Source organism: Aminobacter sp. DSM 101952, from assembly GCF_001424795.1.
Classification (GTDB): Bacteria; Pseudomonadota; Alphaproteobacteria; order Rhizobiales; family Rhizobiaceae; genus Aminobacter; species Aminobacter aganoensis.
On sequence record NZ_LMCL01000001.1, the window covers coordinates 258,597 to 275,530 of the forward strand.

At 63.4% G+C, this 16,934-nt stretch carries 17 protein-coding genes; 7 read left to right on the top strand and 10 right to left on the bottom strand.

Going from position 1 to position 16,934, the window contains the following annotated elements:
* The first annotated feature begins 257 nt into the window (after positions 1 to 257).
* Positions 258 to 2,084 carry an ATP-binding protein gene (locus ASC75_RS01275; protein ID WP_055969538.1) on the top strand — a complete coding sequence of 609 codons (1,827 nt, stop codon included), beginning with the start codon at positions 258 to 260 and terminating at the stop codon, positions 2,082 to 2,084.
* A gap of 54 nt (positions 2,085 to 2,138) precedes the next feature.
* Here ASC75_RS01275 and ASC75_RS01280 read toward each other — a convergent pair whose 3' ends face one another.
* From ASC75_RS01280 to miaA, 3 genes are all read right to left on the bottom strand, one after another.
* Positions 2,139 to 2,450, bottom strand: a complete 312-nt coding sequence (locus tag ASC75_RS01280) for a hypothetical protein (protein ID WP_055969541.1) — start codon at positions 2,448 to 2,450, stop codon at positions 2,139 to 2,141.
* A 136-nt stretch (positions 2,451 to 2,586) separates the two neighbouring features.
* Positions 2,587 to 3,378 carry a GGDEF domain-containing protein gene (locus tag ASC75_RS01285; RefSeq protein WP_055969543.1) on the bottom strand — a complete coding sequence of 264 codons (792 nt, stop codon included), beginning with the start codon at positions 3,376 to 3,378 and terminating at the stop codon, positions 2,587 to 2,589.
* 76 nt (positions 3,379 to 3,454) lie between these two features.
* Positions 3,455 to 4,414: a tRNA (adenosine(37)-N6)-dimethylallyltransferase MiaA gene (miaA, locus tag ASC75_RS01290; RefSeq protein WP_055970607.1), complete on the bottom strand. Its 960-nt coding sequence runs from the start codon at positions 4,412 to 4,414 to the stop codon at positions 3,455 to 3,457.
* On the opposite strand from miaA, the gene serB reads away from it, so the two are divergent.
* Positions 4,392 to 5,276, top strand: a complete 885-nt coding sequence (serB, locus tag ASC75_RS01295) for a phosphoserine phosphatase SerB (protein ID WP_055970608.1) — start codon at positions 4,392 to 4,394, stop codon at positions 5,274 to 5,276. The two genes, miaA and serB, sit on opposite strands and share 23 nt — an antisense overlap.
* Positions 5,276 to 5,848 carry a GNAT family N-acetyltransferase gene (locus ASC75_RS01300; RefSeq protein ID WP_055969546.1) on the top strand — a complete coding sequence of 191 codons (573 nt, stop codon included), beginning with the start codon at positions 5,276 to 5,278 and terminating at the stop codon, positions 5,846 to 5,848. Before serB ends, ASC75_RS01300 begins: the two co-directional genes overlap by 1 nt.
* A 44-nt stretch (positions 5,849 to 5,892) precedes the next feature.
* Here ASC75_RS01300 and ASC75_RS01305 read toward each other — a convergent pair whose 3' ends face one another.
* From ASC75_RS01305 to ASC75_RS01335, 7 genes are all read right to left on the bottom strand, one after another.
* On the bottom strand, positions 5,893 to 7,401 hold the full coding sequence (locus ASC75_RS01305) for a DegQ family serine endoprotease (protein WP_055969548.1): 1,509 nt from the start codon (positions 7,399 to 7,401) through the stop codon (positions 5,893 to 5,895).
* A 123-nt stretch (positions 7,402 to 7,524) separates the two neighbouring features.
* Complete coding sequence (locus tag ASC75_RS01310) at positions 7,525 to 7,710, bottom strand: DUF2065 domain-containing protein (RefSeq protein ID WP_055969551.1); 186 nt, start codon at positions 7,708 to 7,710, stop codon at positions 7,525 to 7,527.
* A gap of 4 nt (positions 7,711 to 7,714) precedes the next feature.
* Positions 7,715 to 8,650 carry a protease modulator HflC gene (locus ASC75_RS01315; protein ID WP_055969554.1) on the bottom strand — a complete coding sequence of 312 codons (936 nt, stop codon included), beginning with the start codon at positions 8,648 to 8,650 and terminating at the stop codon, positions 7,715 to 7,717.
* On the bottom strand, positions 8,650 to 9,750 hold the full coding sequence (gene hflK / locus ASC75_RS01320) for an FtsH protease activity modulator HflK (RefSeq protein WP_055969559.1): 1,101 nt from the start codon (positions 9,748 to 9,750) through the stop codon (positions 8,650 to 8,652). The genes ASC75_RS01315 and hflK overlap by 1 nt, the downstream gene beginning before the upstream one ends.
* A 149-nt stretch (positions 9,751 to 9,899) precedes the next feature.
* Positions 9,900 to 10,418: a dihydrofolate reductase gene (locus tag ASC75_RS01325; protein WP_055969561.1), complete on the bottom strand. Its 519-nt coding sequence runs from the start codon at positions 10,416 to 10,418 to the stop codon at positions 9,900 to 9,902.
* 222 nt (positions 10,419 to 10,640) lie between these two features.
* Complete coding sequence (locus tag ASC75_RS01330) at positions 10,641 to 11,420, bottom strand: response regulator transcription factor (RefSeq protein ID WP_348271275.1); 780 nt, start codon at positions 11,418 to 11,420, stop codon at positions 10,641 to 10,643.
* On the bottom strand, positions 11,410 to 14,367 hold the full coding sequence (locus ASC75_RS01335; protein WP_055969569.1) for a PAS-domain containing protein: 2,958 nt from the start codon (positions 14,365 to 14,367) through the stop codon (positions 11,410 to 11,412). Before ASC75_RS01335 ends, ASC75_RS01330 begins: the two co-directional genes overlap by 11 nt.
* 335 nt (positions 14,368 to 14,702) lie before the next feature.
* Here ASC75_RS01335 and ASC75_RS01340 point away from each other — a divergent pair, with 335 nt between their 5' ends.
* The 4 genes from ASC75_RS01340 (at position 14,703) to ASC75_RS01355 (ending at position 16,845) form a co-directional block, all read left to right on the top strand.
* Positions 14,703 to 15,038 carry a hypothetical protein gene (locus tag ASC75_RS01340; RefSeq protein WP_156381057.1) on the top strand — a complete coding sequence of 112 codons (336 nt, stop codon included), beginning with the start codon at positions 14,703 to 14,705 and terminating at the stop codon, positions 15,036 to 15,038.
* A 219-nt stretch (positions 15,039 to 15,257) separates the two neighbouring features.
* Complete coding sequence (locus tag ASC75_RS01345) at positions 15,258 to 15,422, top strand: DUF1127 domain-containing protein (RefSeq protein WP_348271278.1); 165 nt, start codon at positions 15,258 to 15,260, stop codon at positions 15,420 to 15,422.
* Positions 15,403 to 16,251 carry an alpha/beta fold hydrolase gene (locus ASC75_RS01350; protein ID WP_244487740.1) on the top strand — a complete coding sequence of 283 codons (849 nt, stop codon included), beginning with the start codon at positions 15,403 to 15,405 and terminating at the stop codon, positions 16,249 to 16,251. Before ASC75_RS01345 ends, ASC75_RS01350 begins: the two co-directional genes overlap by 20 nt.
* Before the next feature lie 357 nt (positions 16,252 to 16,608).
* Positions 16,609 to 16,845: a DUF1344 domain-containing protein gene (locus ASC75_RS01355; protein ID WP_055969581.1), complete on the top strand. Its 237-nt coding sequence runs from the start codon at positions 16,609 to 16,611 to the stop codon at positions 16,843 to 16,845.
* Positions 16,846 to 16,934: the final 89 nt, after the last annotated feature.

The window sequence follows — 16,934 nt, forward strand, 5'->3', positions numbered from 1 at the left end:
TTTCGCCCGGCGGTTACACCGCCTTGCCCATGCGCAATCCTACTACGAGAATGAGTATCGTGTTCATGGGCGCGGACGTTAATGCGCATGACCGCGAACTGTCAACCTGACCTGAGCAAATTTTCCGCAGCGTCAGCTGCCGGCACAACGGTCGAATTGCAGCTTTCCGGTTAACCCCGGCTATACCATTCGCCATCACCCGACCTTAACCGCGCAGCGCTAGCCTTGCGGCTTGGGGAATAAGGGACGTGGCATCAATGTACATCGAACGTCAGGCGGCTGGTGGCGAGACCACCTCGCAGGAGCGGCGCGATCCGAAACAGGATGACGCCCGCATCCTCGGCAACGTCGTGCAGTGCGACGGTGCGCGCGCGGTGATCAGTGCCTATGCCGAGACCGGCAGCGCAAGCATGGTCGGCCTCTGGACGGTCGGGCGCATGATCTGCATCAATCTCGGCGAGACCCGGACGATCGGACTGGTCTATTCCATCGCCAAGTCGGATCGTTCCTGGAGCAGCGAGGGCGACAATCCCATCGAGGTCAATGTCGAGCTGATCGGCGAAGTCCGTGACGTCGGCGCGGACAAGAAGCCTGTCTTCGACCGCGGCATCACCGCCTATCCCTATATAGGTGCCATTGCCCACCGCATCCGCAGCCGCGACCTTCAGGCCGTCTACGACCTTGCCGGCCGCCACACCGTGACCATCGGGCAATTGTCGCAGGACGACAGCATCGATGCCTGCATCGCCATCGATGAGACATTGGCCCGCCATTTCGCCGTCGTCGGCACCACCGGCGTCGGCAAGTCGACTGCCGTCTCGCTGTTGCTGCGCAAGGCCATCGCCGCGCGGCCGGACCTGCGCGTGCTGATCATGGACCCGCACAACGAGTTCGCCGGCTCGCTGCCCGAATACTGCGTCAAGGTCGACAGCAACACGCTCGACCTGCCGTTCTGGCTGTTCCGCCTCGAAGAATTCGCCGAAGTGCTGTTTCGCGGACGCGAGACCGACGCCGACGAGATCGACGTGCTGCGCGACCTCATTCCGGTGGCGAAAAACCTCTACCGCAGCCCGCAGGGCGGCGCCTTCCTGCGGCGCGGCGTCGATGCGCTGACCGCCGACACGCCGGTCCCCTACCGCATGGCTGACCTCATCAAGCAGATCGACGAGCGCATGGGCCTGCTCGAATCCAAGAACGAGCGGCCGATCCTGAAATCGCTCAGGACGCGCATCGAATCCGCCCTCGCCGACCCGCGCTATCGCTTCATGTTCCATTCCAGGCTGATCGAGGACACCATCCACGAGACGATCGGCAACATCTTCCGCGTCCCCACCCATGGCCGCCCGGTCACATGCTTCGAGATGGCCGGCATGCCGTCGGAAGTGGTCAATTCGGTCTGCTCGGTGCTGGCCCGCCTCGCCTTCGATCTTGCCCTGTGGAGCGAAGGCCGGCTCAAGCTGCTGCTTCTGTGCGAGGAAGCCCATCGCTACATGCCCGCCGACCACCGCCTCGGCTTCGCGCCGACCCGGCACGCCCTGTCGCGCATCGCCAAGGAAGGCCGCAAGTATGGCTGCTATCTCGGCGTCGTGACCCAGCGGCCTGGCGAACTCGACCCGACGATCCTTTCGCAGTGCTCGACCGTTTTTGCCATGCGGCTCGCCAACGAGCAGGACCAGGCGATCATCCGTTCGGCGATTGCCGACTCGTCCGCTTCCAGCCTGTCATTCCTGTCCTCGATGGGCCAGCGCGAAGCCATCGCCTTCGGCGAAGGCGTTGCCACCACCATGCGGCTGAAGTTCGAAAAGCTCTCGGCCGAACTCATTCCCGGCACCGGCAAGCGGGCCGCGGAGGCCCCGTCCGGCAGTGGCGACGACGTCGATCTTGTGGCAGTGGTCGAGCGCCTGCGCAACGTGCCCAAGCCGCAGGCAGCAGCCATGGGTTTCACCGAGGTCGTCGACAGCCAGCGCCAGGCTGGCGACAGCGACTATCAGAAGCCTCCGGCCAAGCCGCAGCCCGACGACGATTTCGACACCCGCTTCGGCTTGCGTCCGTCGACGTTTGGCGGACGCCCGCCAAATGGCTGAGATTTCTGAGGAAGGCTGCCGGTGCAGGCGGCAGGCCAAGCCGGCTATAGCGCCTCAGATTCCCGAGCCGTCCAGTTGCTCCTCGTCCTCGCCTTCCCAGGGCGTCGGCATCAAGGGCGAATTCTTGCTCAGATTGGCCTTCGGCAACGGCATCCAGCACTTCAGTTCCGGGTCGGCGTAGCCGATCACGCAACCCGGATAGGAGTCTGCGGCACGCCAGCCTTCGATGCCGAACGCGTCGGGCCTTGCCCAATAGGCGACATCGACCTCGGCCGGTCCCTGTTCCGACGAACGCACCGTCACCAGGATGCGGCTGCCGTCCTTCGGCGCGCTCGCCATGTTTCGCCACCGATCGGGTTCGTCCATCGCATTCCTCCTATGCACTCGGGCACCCGCAGCCTTGGCCGGCAAGCGGACAAGCCAGTGTTGCTGCGATGAAGAAGGACGTCCAGCGGCAAGTTCAGGGAAAAAGCCGGCATGGCGAGATCGGGGATGGCGAAAGTCAGGCGCAGACGCGGTTGCGGCCCTGCCGCTTGGCCTCGTAGAGCTGCTTGTCGGCGCGGCGGTAGAATTCCTCGGCGGTCTCTTCCTTGTCCCACAAGGCTAGGCCGACGCTGGAAGTCACGTTGAGCTGGGCACCACCGGTCTCGATGGCGAGCGAGGCTATCGCCTTGCGCATGCGCTCGGCAACGCGTTGCAGCAGCTCCAGGTCCATGTTGGGTGCGACGATGGCAAATTCCTCGCCGCCGAGCCGCGCCACCACGTCGTGGTAACGCGTCATGCTCTGCAGGCACTTGGCGACGGAGCGCAACACCTCGTCGCCGGCATCATGGCCGTAGGTGTCGTTGACCTGCTTGAAATGATCGAGATCGAGGATCATCAATCCGACCGGCTTGTCGATGCGGCCGAACTCGCCGAGATACTCCCTCAGCGCGTCGTCGAAATAGCGCCTGTTCTGCATGCCGGTGAGCCCGTCGGTCAGGGCCGCCTGTTCGAGATTGCGCGAGCGCGCGCTCAGCGAAGCCGTCATCTCGCGCAGCTTGCCGCCTTCCTTCACCTGGGTTCGTATCTCGGGGAAAATGAAGAACAGCCCATAGACCAGCGTGCCAGCCAGGAGCACGGCGATGGCCAAAAGCAGCTTCTGGAGAATTTCGATGCTCTCGACGCGCCCGGGCATGTACAGCGCATCAGCCGGACCCTCGACAAGCGTCCAGGCATAGAAGGTCGCCAGCGCTGCGGTCAAAATCAGCGCTATGAAGACGAAAAACGCGGTTTCAGCCTTGTGAAAGCGCATGGCTACCCTGATTGATCCCCAAGGGCCTTATGCCATGCCGCGACTTACGGAGGGTTAATCCGTCGCACGCAAATGGCTATGTCGCTGCGGTTTCGTCCGCTCTGCCGGCCTCGCCGCCGATCCTTTGCCATTCCGGTCCGAACTGATTGCGGAACCATGTCGACTGCCGCTTGGCATATTGCCGGGTCGCGATCTTGGCCCGTTCGATCGCCTCGTCGAAGCTCGTTTCGCCGGCGAGTGCGGCAGCAAGCTCGCGCACGCCAATGGCCTTCATCGCCGGCAGTTCAGGCGCAAGCCTCATCGCCGTGATCGCCTTAACCTCGTCCAGCGCACCATTGTCGAGCATCCTGTCGAAGCGCATGTCGATGCGCTTGACCAGCAGGTCGCGCTCCGGCTCGATGACGATGAACCGCGCTGTTGCCAGGTCGATCATTGGATGGCCGCGATCGGCCTGCCACTTCAGGATCGAGCGCCCCGATGCCTCGAGTACCTCCAGCGCGCGCACGATACGCTGGCCGTCGCTGGCCTTGAGCCGCATCGCCACCTCGCTGTCGACCCGCATCAGCAGCCGGTGCAGCCTGGGTGCGCCTTCCTCGTTCAGCCGCCAGCGCCAGCGGTCGCGGATTTCGGTCGGAATTTCTGGCATCTCCGAGATGCCTTCTGCCAGCGCCCGGAAATAGAGTCCGGTCCCGCCGACGAAGATCGGCGGCCTGTCGTCGAACAGGCCGCTGTCCGCCAGAACCGCCACGTCGCGCAGCCATGTCCCCGTGGAATAGGCCGTCGCCGGCGACACGTGGCCGTAGAGGAAATGCCGCGCGCGGCGGAGATCATCGGTGCCCGGCCGGGCCGTCAGCACGCTGAGCACGTCATAGACCTGCATCGAATCGGCATTGACGATCACGCCGCCGTCGCGCTCGGCAAGCTTAAGCGCCAGCGCCGACTTGCCGCTGGCCGTCGGCCCGGCTATCAGGGTCGCGTTCTTGATGCGCCCCTCGCTTGTTCCGGAATTTTCGATGCCGCTCGTCGCCACGCTCATGTCCCATCCCGACCGCGCTCTGCTGCTGCCGTCCCTTGCCGATAAGGCCTCCCGCGCCCTCGGTGCAAGCGCCATTGTGTGGCTCGACGCCAACATCGCCTGCGACATGGCCTTGCCATCGGGGCTTTCGGTCGACGACGCGAACGCAGCGCTGGCTGCCTCCCTTGCCGGCGAAGCCATCGACTTCGCCGTCCAGGACAACGCGACGCGTAGGAAAAAGATCCTGATTGCTGACATGGATTCGACCATGATCGACCAGGAATGCATCGACGAACTGGCCGACGAGATCGGCGTCAAGGATCGTGTTGCCGACATCACCGCACGCTCGATGAATGGCGAAATCGCCTTCGAGCCGGCACTGCGCGAGCGCGTGGCCCTGCTTGCCGGCCTCGACGCCTCCGTCATCGACCGCATTATCGACACCCGCCTGACCCTCGCCTCGGGTGGCCAGGCGCTGGTCGCAACCATGAAGGCGCACGGCGCCTACTCAGCGCTGGTCTCCGGCGGCTTCGACGTGTTCACCTCGCGCATCGCGGCCAAGCTTGGCTTCGACGAAAACCGCGCCAACCACCTGATCGAAGCCGACGGCCGCCTCACCGGCAAGGTTTCCGAGCCGATCCTCGGCCGCGCCGCCAAGGCCGATGCGCTGAACGAGATTTCCCGGCGCCTCGGCCTCACCGTGGACGATGCCATCGCCGTCGGCGACGGCGCCAACGACCTCGACATGATCCGCTTGGCCGGCAGCGGCGTTGCTCTCCACGCCAAGCCCTCCGTGGCCGCTGAAGCCAGGATCCGCATCGACCACGCGGATCTCACCGCCCTGCTCTATCTCCAGGGCTACAGCCGCAGCGACTTCGCCTGATGGAACCGCTCCGCACCCACCGCCTGATCCTGCGCAACTGGGAGGAGCGCGACCGCGAACTTTTCCATCGCATCAACGCCGACGACACGGTGATGGAGTTCTTCCCGATGCGCCGCAACCGTGCCGACAGCGACGCGCTGCTCGACAGGCTGGCGAGCGGCATCGATCGAGACGGCTTCGGTTTCGCCGCCGCCGAGATTGCTGGGACCGGTGAATGCATCGGCTTCGTCGGCATCACTCGTACCGATCTGGAGCCCTTCATCCCACAGGGAACGATGGAGATCGGCTGGCGGCTTGCCCCCGAATTCTGGGGCAAGGGTTATGTCACCGAAGCGTCCGAGGCCTGGCTCGCTCACGCCTTCGACGTGATCGGCGAAGACGAGGTCGTTTCCTTTGCCGTCTGGAACAACCATCGTTCGACCGCCGTCATGCAGCGGCTCGGCATGCGCCACGACCCGTCTGGCGATTTCGACCACCCGCGCGTGCCCGAGACACATCCCGAATTGAAGCGGCACCTGCTCTACAGATTACCGCGCAGCCTGTGGCAGGAACGAAAAAAGGCGGCCAGATAGCCGCCTTTTTCTTTTGTTTCAGTGAGTTGTCGCCGTTTTCGGACTCAGTCCATGCGGATCGTCACGAACCGCAGCTCGCCGGTCTTGGAGGCGAGCATCAGCAGTGCGTTCTTGCGGCCCTGTTCCTTCAGCGCGGTGATGCGGTCCATCACCTCCTTGGGCGTCGACACCGATTCCTGGGCGATCTCGGTGATCACCTCGCCGGCGACGATGCCGCGCTCCGCAGCAGCCGAATCCTTGGCGACCGCCGTCACCACCACGCCCGACACGTCGGCCGCGATGCCGAATTTGGCGCGCGTATCGTCGTTGAGCTCGCCGATGGTCATGCCGAGCATGCTTGCGGTTGCGACTTCGGCGCCCTTGTCGGCGCCCTCGTCCGGCTTGGCCGCTTCGCCTTCGGCCAGCTTCTCGCCATCCTCCAGCCTTCCGAGCGTGACCTTTACCGTCTGCTCGACGCCTTTGCGCACGATCACCACATCGACCGCCTTGCCCACCGGGCTCTCGGCGACGACGCGCGGCAGGTCGCGCATCTCGACGACATCCTTGCCGTCGAACTTGATGACCACGTCGCCCGGCTGGATGACGCCGTTGTCGACAGGTCCGCCCTTGATGATGCCGGCCACCAGGGCGCCCTTGGCGGTCGTCATGCCGAGGCTTTCGGCGATATCGTCGGTCACCGGCTGGATGCGCACGCCAAGCCAGCCGCGGCGCGTCTCCCCGAACTCGGTCAGCTGCTGCACCACGCCCGTCGCGATTTCGGCCGGGATCGAGAAGCCGATGCCGATCGAGCCGCCCGACGGCGAAATGATCGCCGTATTGATGCCGATCACCTCGCCTTCCATATTGAACAGCGGTCCGCCCGAATTGCCACGGTTGATCGCAGCGTCGGTCTGGATGAAATCATCATAGGGGCCGGAATTGATGTCGCGGTTGCGCGCCGAGATGATGCCGACCGTCACCGTACCACCGAGGCCGAACGGGTTGCCGATGGCCATCACCCAGTCGCCGATCCGCATCTTGTTGGAATCACCGAACTTCACCGCCGTCAGCTTTTTTGCCTTCGGGTCGATCTTGAGCACGGCAATGTCGGTCTTGGTGTCGGTTCCGACCAATTCGGCCTTCAGCTTCGAACCGTCCGAGAAATTCACCTCGATCTCATCGGCGTCGGCAATGACGTGGTTGTTGGTCACCACGATGCCTTGTTCGGCATCAACGACAAAACCGGAGCCGAGCGACTGCACCTTCTGCGAGCCGCCATTGTTCTGGCCTTCGCGGTCCTTGAAGAAATCGTCGAAGAAGTCCTGGAACGGCGAGCCCTCGGGCAATTGCGGCATCGGGACAGCATTCTCGCCCTCCCCGCCCTTCACCGTCTGAGAGGTCGAGATGTTGACCACCGCGCCCAGCAGGCCCTCGGCGAGATTGGCGACCGATTCCGGCCCTTGCGCGAATGCAGGTGTCACGAAGGACGGGGCGGCGGTCGCACCGATCATCAGCGCCGTCGTGGCGGCCAGAGAGGCCTTTCGCATGGCGCGCAAAAGGGGCGTGGAAATCATCGATGAAGCCTCCCGGGCTGTCTTGGCTTTCAGCGCGCCGGGCCGTCCGGACGCGAAGCGCCATGATCAAAATAAATAAGGCCTGTTTGCGGCTATTGCCATCGGCGCGGAATAAATCATCCGTTATCCCCGGATGAGCCAGACAATGCCGACGCCGATGGCGATTGCGGCAAGGCCGACGGTCCTAAGGACGGCGTCGGGCATGTCGGTCACCTGCGCCGCCATCTTCCTGGCGGCGGCAGGAAAGCCACCATAGACCAGGCCCTCCAATACGAGGACCAGGCCTATGGCGACGATAAAGTCCCGCACCTGCTTAGTTGCTGGTGCTGGGGGCTGCAGCGCCGGCGGCGGGAGCCGGCGTTGCGTTGTTGCTGCTGTCAGGGCTGCGGAAGTAGCGGAAGAATTCCGATTCCGGCGACAGCACCATGGTCGTGCCGTCTGCATTCAGCGCGGTGCCATAGGCGCTCATCGAGCGGTAGAAATCGAAGAACTCCGGATCGCGGTTGAACGCATTGGCAAACACCGCGGAGCGTTGGGCTTCGCCCTCACCGCGCAGGATTTCCGATTCCTTCTGCGCCTCGGCGACGATCTCGACCACTTCGCGGTCGGCACGGGCGCGGATACGCTGTGCCGCTTCGCGGCCGCGTGCCCTCAGCCTTTCGGCCTCGGCCAGACGCTCGGCCTTCATGCGGTCGAAGGTCTGCTGCGACACCTCCTGCGTAAGGTCGGTGCGACGAATGCGGACGTCCTGGATTTCGAGACCCAGCGACGTCGCGTCCGGCTGCAGCTGGTCGCGAACCTCGCGCATCATTGCCGCGCGCTCTTCCGAAAGTGCCGCTTCGAAGCCACGCACGCCGTAGACACGGCGCAAGGCCGCATCGAAGCGGGTGCGCAGGCGCTGTTCAGCCAGTTCCACGCTACCCGAAACTGTCGAGCGGAACCGGCGGGCGTCGTTGATGCGATAGGCAATGAAGGCATCGACGTCGTAGAACTTGCCGCCCGAGACCTGGACGCGGATGTCGTCGAGGTCGAGACGCAGCACACGGTCCTCGATGACCTGCACATTGTCGGCTTCGAACATCGAGAACGGCGCCTTGAAGTAGATCCCCGGCTCGGTCTTGACGTCGACGATCTCGCCGAAACGCAGCACGATGGCTTGCTGGCGCTCGTTGACCACGAAGATCGACGACCAGATCAGGAACAGGATGATCGCGGCGAAAACGCCGATGATGGGAAGACGATTGGACATTAGTTGCCTCCCGCCGCCGGAGCGCGCTTCTGCAGTTCGGGCAACGGCAGATAGGGCACCACGCCCTGTCCGTTACCCTGCTCGACGATCACCTTGCCGGAGCCCTGGAGCACCTTTTCCATCGTTTCGAGATAGAGGCGCTTGCGGGTCACGTCGGGCGCCTTGGCATATTCGTCATAGACCGAGATGAAGCGCTGGGCCTCACCTTCGGCTTCCTGCACGACACGGTTCTTGTAGGCGGCGGCGTCTTCACGGACTTGCGCCGCCTCGCCTCGCGCCTGGCCGAGCTTCTGGTTCGAATACTGGTTGGATTCCTCGACGAAGCGGTCTTCGTCCTGTTCGGCACGCTGCACCTCGTCGAATGCATCGGCCACTTCGCGCGGCGGCGCAGCATCCTCGATCGAGATCGCGTTGACGGCGAGGCCCGCGCCATACTGGTCGAGCGTCGCCTGGATGATGTCGCGAACGCCGGCGGCAATGCCCTGGCGGTCGTCGCGGAAGATGTCCTGAGCCGGACGGCGCCCGACCACTTCGCGCATCGCGCTTTCGGCAATCTGGCGAACCATCACGTCGGGTTCGGAAACCTTGAACAGATAGGCTTGCGGGTCGGAGACCTGGTAGGCAACGGAGAACTTCACGTCGACGATGTTCTGGTCGCCCGAAAGCATCAGGCCGGACGAGGTGCTGCCGCGTACTTCGCCGATATTGACCAGCTTTTCAGCCGTGTTGACCTTCTCGACGGTTTCGATCGGCCACCAATGGAAATGCAGGCCCGGCTGCGACAGTTCTTGCTTCGGCTTGCCGAAGCGCAGTTCGACGGCCAATTCGTCAGGCTGGACGGTGTAGATCGACTGGAATGCCCACAGCGCCAGCAAGCCCGCGCCAATCAGGCCGAACACCATGGCGCTCGAACCGCCGCCGCCCGGAAGCGCACGCTTCAGCCGGTCCTGCCCCTTGCGGATGATGTCTTCGAGATCGGGAGGCGAGCCCTGCGGTCCACCTGGCCGCGGTCCCTGCCCCCAGGGGCCACCGCCGCCGCCGCCACCGCTGCCGCCGCCCCATGGGCCGCCGCCGCCTCCATTTTGATTGTTCCAGGGCATGAAAGTCCTTTCGACTACGTATTATTGGCGGCCGCGCCTGAAACGGCCGGATATTTCCTACCACCATCTATAGGCATGCGATCAAGCGCTTTCAACGCAATGGGCCGTAAGCGCTTCTGATTTCACTACATATGTATGAAACCACGACCTCAATGCACCTCGTGGCGCTTCTCGTAAACTGTATAGCGTGTCGCATGGCTGTCTTTTTCGCCGGCGGGCAATTCCTCCGAACGGACAACCGTCCAGACCGCCGGGTCGATCGTCGGGAAGCGTGTGTCGCCGTCGGGGCTGGCCAGCACATGCGTGACATGCAGCCGGTCGGCGAGCGGAAGCGCCTGGCGATAGATCTCGCCGCCGCCGATCACGCAGATTTCGGTGACGCCCGGCTTCAGGCGTCCCTTCGCGGTGGCCAACGTGATCGCGTCTTCGACCGATTGTACCGTCTCTGCGCCCCCAACCCGGTAGGCCGGATCGCGGCTGACGACGATGTTGAGCCGGCCCGGCAAAGGCTTGCCGATGCTCTCATAGGTTTTTCGCCCCATGATGATCGGTTTGCCCATCGTGTCGGCCTTGAAGCGCTTGAGATCGCTCGACAGCTTCCACGGCAGGCCGTTGTCGCGCCCGATCACCCCGTTTTCGGCAATCGCCACATAGATCGCTACGTCCATCAGCCGCCGCTCCCTTTGCCCGCGGCCTTGGCCTTGGCACGTTCGAACCCTCGTCAGGGCAATTTCGCTGCTCCCGCCACAATATGGACGGTCGCTTGCCATGACAGGCAAACTGTATGTTGCCCCCCGGCCATAGTCCAGATTCAGCCAAGGTTGTCCGCACCTTGAGACTGCGGCAATTGTGCAGGCCCGGGCCGTCGGCTTGCACAGATACGGTTGATGCTAGGAGTACAGGTAACCCACGCCGCGTATCGTCTTGATCACTTCCGGCTTGGAGGGATCGTTCTCGATCTTCTTTCGCAACCGGGAGATCCGGATGTCGATGCTGCGGTCGAAGGGATCCCAGCCGCGATCGTGGGCGAGTTCCAGCAACTGGTCGCGATTGAGCGTCTTTCCGCGATTGTCGGCGAAGACTTTCAGCAGCCGGAACTCCATCGGCGTGATGGCGATGTCGGCGCCCTCGGGATCGGACAGCTTGTGGGTTTCCAGATCGAGTCGGCAATTGCCGAACCTGACGACATGCGGGCCCAGATGGTCGCCCAGGCCAATCGCCTGCTCGTGCCCCGATGTGCGCCGCAGCACGGCCTTGACGCGCGCAAGCAGTTCCCTGAGGTCCACGGGCTTGGCGATGTAGTCATCCGCGCCGACCTCCAGGCCGACCACCCGGTCGATGATCTCAGCCGAGCCGGTCAGCATGATGATGGCGACCTTCGAATGCTCGCGCATGTAGCGGGCCAATGACAGGCCGTCTTCGCCCGGCATCCGGATGTCGAGGATGACGACGTCGATGGACTGGGTGTCGACGAGCTCGCGCAGCGCCGGCCCGGCGTCGGCGGTCGTCACGGCGTAGCCATTGCGTTCCAGATACTCCGCGACCGTGTCGCGTAAATCCGGCTCGTCGTCGCAGACAACGATGTGCGGGTTAGCGGTCAACGATTCCTCATCTCTGCTAAAAATAGCCTTCTTCGCAAGGGCAGGCAAACGCTGGCTTTCAGGCGTCACGGTTGACCAGCCTGGAGACGAAGTTCCGGAGTTCGAACGGCTTGACGGGCTTTTCCAGGTAAGGCCGTTTCGTCGCGCGCAAGAACACCTGAGCGTCCGGACTGATCGTGTCTCCGGTCAGGAAAGCCAGTCTGTCAGCCTCCGCCGGATGGAAATCGGAGACATGATTGTAGAACCTGCGGCCATCCATGTCGGGCATCTTCAGATCGCTAAGAATAACATCGAATGTCCGCGATTTCAGCTGTTTCAACGCCTCCTTGCCGGATCCGGCAACGATGACGGTGAACCCATCCTGGGTCAGGATCTCGGCGATCAGTTCGCGGACGTCCTTTTCATCGTCCACCACCAGGCAGACGCGTCCCGTCGACTTCGGCAGTTCGATGGCCTCGGCCTCGGAACGCTCGGCAAGCCGGTCGGACGCGGGCAGCGAGACCACGAAGGTCGACCCGCCACCTTCCGCCGTCTCCACCTGGATGGTGCCCTGGTGGGATTGGATGATGCGATGGCAGAAAGACAGTCCTATTCCGGTGCCGGCCCCGACCTCCTTGGTGGTGAAGAACGGTTCGAAGATGCGCGGCAGGATCTCGCTCGGGATCCCGGGACCGGTGTCCGCCACCTTGACGAGAATGTTGCCGCTCTCCGGCTGCAGTTCGGTCGACACCATGATCTGCCTTTGCCCCTCCCAGCCATGCACCGCATGCTCGGCATTGACCAAGAGGTTGATCAGCACCTGGGTCAGTTGGTCGGGGTCGGCCCAAATCGCCGGCAGGTCCGGCGCGCGCCGGACCGAAAGCGATATGTCGGACGACTTGATCGAATAGCCCACGACCTCGACCGCTGCCGTAACGATGTCGTCGATGACGACGTTCGAGGTTCTGGTCGGCTGCTGCCTCGCCATCGCCAGGAACGTCCTGACGATGCGCGCGCAGCGCTCCGCGGCCCTGCTGATCTTGTCGGCCCGTTCGACCGTCTTGGGATCGGACGCCGTCTCCTTCAGAGTAAGGGACATGCCGAGGACCACCGACAGCGGGTTGTTCAATTCGTGCGCCACGCCGGCCAGCAAGCCGCCGAGCGCGGAAAGCTTCTCGTTCTGGTGCAGGGTCTCGCGCTGGCGCTCCAGCTGTTGCTGCATCTCGATACGGTCGGAAAGGTCATAGGTGTGGGAAACAATGACCTTGTCGCCGTGAAAATCGATCAGCCTGGCCGAGAGCGAGCACCAGCACGCGTCTCCGTTCTTGCGCTTGAGCTGCGTTTCGAAGTCATCGACCTCTCCCATCAGCAGCAGCCGTTCGACGAACTGCTTGCGATGCGCAGGATGGAGGTAGCTGTCGAAGGCGTTGTCGACGTCGCCGAGCAACTCATCCGAGGCCGGACTCCGGTAAAGCAGCTTTCCATCGTCAGCGCGGGTCATCTGGATGCTGGCCGGGCAGGCCTCCAGCACCCTGCGAACCAGTTCATCGGCCTCCTTCGCAGCCAGTTCGGCGCGCTTGCGTTCCGTGATGTCGACGCGCGTGACCACGAAGCCGCCCTCGCGGGTCGGACAGTTCGAAACGAAGAACCAGCCACCATCGGTATGCTGGAACTCCTGCTGCCGAAACTCGCGCCGATCCTTGGCCCGCTCGACCAGCCAATCGTCGATCCTGTCCTGTGAAACCGGAAACTGGTTGCGCTGTGCGGTGACGCGCAGGAAGTCGAACCAGTTGACACCGGGAACCAGCACATCCGCGCTGAGGGCGTGCATCTTCCGGTACTGGCTGTTGGCCAGGACAAGGCGGTCGTCCTTGTCATAGAGCGCAAAACCTTCGGCAAGGGATTCGATGGCATCGATCAGGCGCTCGCTCGCCTGTCGGGTCTGGGTCTGGGCTTCGATGATGTCGGTGATATTGGACGCGTTGGAAACGATCACCGGCCGCCCCTGGAAATCGATCAGCCGCGCCGAGATCGAGCCCCAGAAGACATTGTCGTTGCTATCGTACTGCCGCACCCGAAAATCATCGATGCAGCCCTTGTCGAGAAGGACGCCGACCAGCGTCTTGCGATCGTCGGGATTGACGTAGTAGCCGCCGATCTGGCCGCGGTCGCCGTAAAGTTCCCTGCTGGCAGGGTTGCGGTAGAGCGTTTCGCCCTCGATCGTCGACATCCGCGTCGGCACCGGGCAGGCGTCGAGCACCTTTTGCATAAGGGCTGTGGCTTCATGCTTGATGGCTTCCGCCTTCTTGCGCTCTGTGATGTCGAGAACGCCGATGACCAGCGACGGCCGGCCGCGATAGTGGCTGCGGCGGCAATTCGTCGAACACCAGACGCTGGAGCCATTCGGCCGCCTGAGCTCGATTTCGTGATCGCGCAGGATGTCGTCATGGCCCACGCGTTCCGTGATCTTCTCGAAGTCGTCGGGGTCGGCGAAATGATCGATGATGAACTGTGGCTCGTTCGGCCGCCACTTGCGCCCCAGTAGGCGCGAACCGTCGAGGCTCTCGTAGACGATCTGCTTGCTTTCCTCGTCGACGACCCAGACCGGAAGCGGATGGCTGTCGGTGATGCAGCGAAAGATTTCGGCACTGTCGAGATGTGCGATCTGGATACGCTTCATCTCGGTTATGTCGGTGCTGATGAGAGCGACGCCGCCATTGGGCCTGGGATGGCTGGTCAGCAGCCGCCAGCCGCCATCGACCGTCTGCGCTTCGAACGGGGGCACATTGTCCTGGCGCCAGCGCGTCGCAACGTGGCGCGCAAATTCGTCCGTCGGCTCGACCTCGATGCCGTCGAAACTCTTCAAATTCCGGAGAACCTTGCCGACGACGCCACCGACATCGGCCGGCCCGTCCTCTCCGGCAATGCTGGCACAGCTGTCGCCGTAGATTGCGGCATTGGCGTCCTCGAGCACGTCGTGGATATCGAACAGCGCGTAGCCTGTTCGCGCATCCGCAACTCGGCATTCAGCTTGCATAGGTCGTCTCCTCGACGGAAGCCCGGCATCGTCTTCACGGCGGCGTGATCGCCGATCGCTGAATAGTCGCGCTTTGTTTCGGCTTGAGGTCGAACCAAACCGATTTGTTTCAGTCTTTCCGGCATCCGGACCGCCTGGGTGAACAAACGAAACTTTTTTCCCGCGACGCCGAGAACGAACTGAAACACGCGCGCGCTACGCTCAATTGCATCGACTTCGCTGGAAACAGTCTGCGCAGCGGACCCGACAGCCTACCAAAAAACCGGCAGGCTGTTGATGCCGTTGGCCGCAGGGCTCGAACGAGGTCAATCGACCATCCCAAGAGGAGAATTGAGATGAGACGGACCCTGATGGCGTTGTCCGCCATTGTTTCGGCATGCAGCGTGGCGGATGCCACCGACCTCGCATCGATCATGCAGTTTCCAAGCTTCCAGGGCATCGCATCGTATCAGCTCCGCCAGGCGCCACGCTCGAATGGCACCGAGCCGAAGTCCGCGGCAACGGCGTCGCTCGGAGCCCCGTTCGTGCCAGGGCGATTGCGCTACATGTTCAAGGGCGCGCCGATGCGCTCCACCATTCAGGGCGCGCCCGGTCTTTCACCCGAGATGATGGCACCCCGCGGCGCCAATCGGCTCATTCCGTGCCCGGCCATGCACCCGCCTGGCAATTGAGCGGCAAGCGGCGGCGCCCCTGGCCATGGCCAGATTGAAACAAACGAAACACTTCCATCGCCTCCCTGAAAACGAGCTGAAATGAAAATGAACTATTCCTGAAGTGTCGCCGGTCGCTGGCGTCGCCAATTGACGGAGTCCTCCCAAATGTCTGCCCTTGCCATTCGGTCCCCCGCTGTTGCTTTCGTCCTCTCCCAGGGGGCAAGAATTCGCCTCGTCATCGAGGCATATCTCGCCCGCCGGGCCCATCACCGCGCCCTTCGCAACCTGTCCGAGCTGGACGACTACCTGCTCAAGGACATTGGTGTCGCGCGCTGCGAGATCGACTCGCTTGCCTACGGTTCGTCGGAACGGAAGCGTGGCCATGAACACGACATGGGCTGAGTTGAGCAGGTCGACCTTCACCGAGGTCGAGTTTCGGCTGCCCGTACTTGCGTTGCATGGCGCAGCCAGCAGCAGCACGCAATGGCATGGCCTGTCGGACTATCTCCGGGGCAGCTACCATGTCGTTGCGCCCGATCTGTCCGCCTTTGCCAGTTCCGATTCCGCAAAAAGCGCGATCGAGGCGATGGTCGACGAGCCCGTGCATCTCGTCGGCCATTTGCACGGCGCTGCGCTCGCGCTCGAGATCGCCCTGGAGCGGCCCGAGCTGGTGCGCAGCCTGACGCTGATCGAACCGACGGCTTTTCACCTGCTGCGGGACGGCGCCCCGTCCGACCGGGCACTGTTCGCCGAGCTTGTCGGGCTGGCCAACAGGATGAAAATTGCCGTCGAGGCGCATGACCCGGCAAGCGGCATGAGCGCCTATGTCGACTTCTGGTACGGCCGCGGCGCCTGGCAGCGAACCAGCCCGGGCCTGCGGCAGATGCTCGCCTCCCATCTGCCCCGGACTGCCGCGGATCTGGCCGCTTCCCTTGTCGCCTCCTGGCCGGCCGGCGGTTGTGCCCGGATCCGATGCCCGACGCTCGTGGTGATGGCGCTGGAAAGCCCGGCGGTCAGCCTGCGCGTAACCGAGATCGTCGCCGAAACGATCCCCGGCGCGCGCCTTGCCATGATTGCGGATGCCGGACACATGGCTCCGCTGACCGATCCGCACATCGTCGACCCCATGATCGGCGCGCATCTGAAGGCGGTGGACCGCCCAAGGCGCAAGCGCCGGCCATGGCACAAAGCCAGCCCGCGCAGCCCCGCGACCTGCCTGCCGGCGATCTGACTTTCCCGCCTTCGACACGTTCAATCTCCACCTGTTGCCTGCAAGGCGACAGGTGGAGATTTGCGTTTCGGCACTGCCAGCCTGCCCAAGGAGCCGAAGCCGGCGCCGCTGCCGAAGATTCCCTGCTGTTTCCCTGTCGCTCGCCCTGCCTGCTGCTCCAGCCGCCGCCAGGCGACATCTTTCGCGGCCATTCCAGGCGGCCGCTGTGGCGGTCGATCCCTCCATATTTCCGCACTCGACGCAGATCTGAAACAAACGAAACACTTCTCCCCGGCGACAGAAAACGCCCCGCAACAGGAGACCGCTAGAAATGGGACGTCGCCGACATTGGCGTCACTCCCAAGAAAGGAATACTCGATGAAGACTCTGGTTCTCGCCGCCGCCTCACTCGCCATGATGTCCGGCGTCGCACTCGCCTCCTCGCAGAACGGCATGATCGCCAAGTTCAATTCGTCCGCTCGCGTCATCACTCTCGAGAGCGGCAAGAGCTTCACCATCCCGCGTGACGTTGCCCTTCCGCCCGTCCAGGTCGGCGAGCAGGTCTCGATCCAGCTCAACGACGAAGGCGACAAGGTCACCACCGTCCTGCGTTAATTCGAATCTCGACTGCCGCAGGCGGCCGGACTAGCCGCCACAAAAGCCATGGACGCTGACGCGCTCCATGGCTTTCTTGTTCAGGCCGA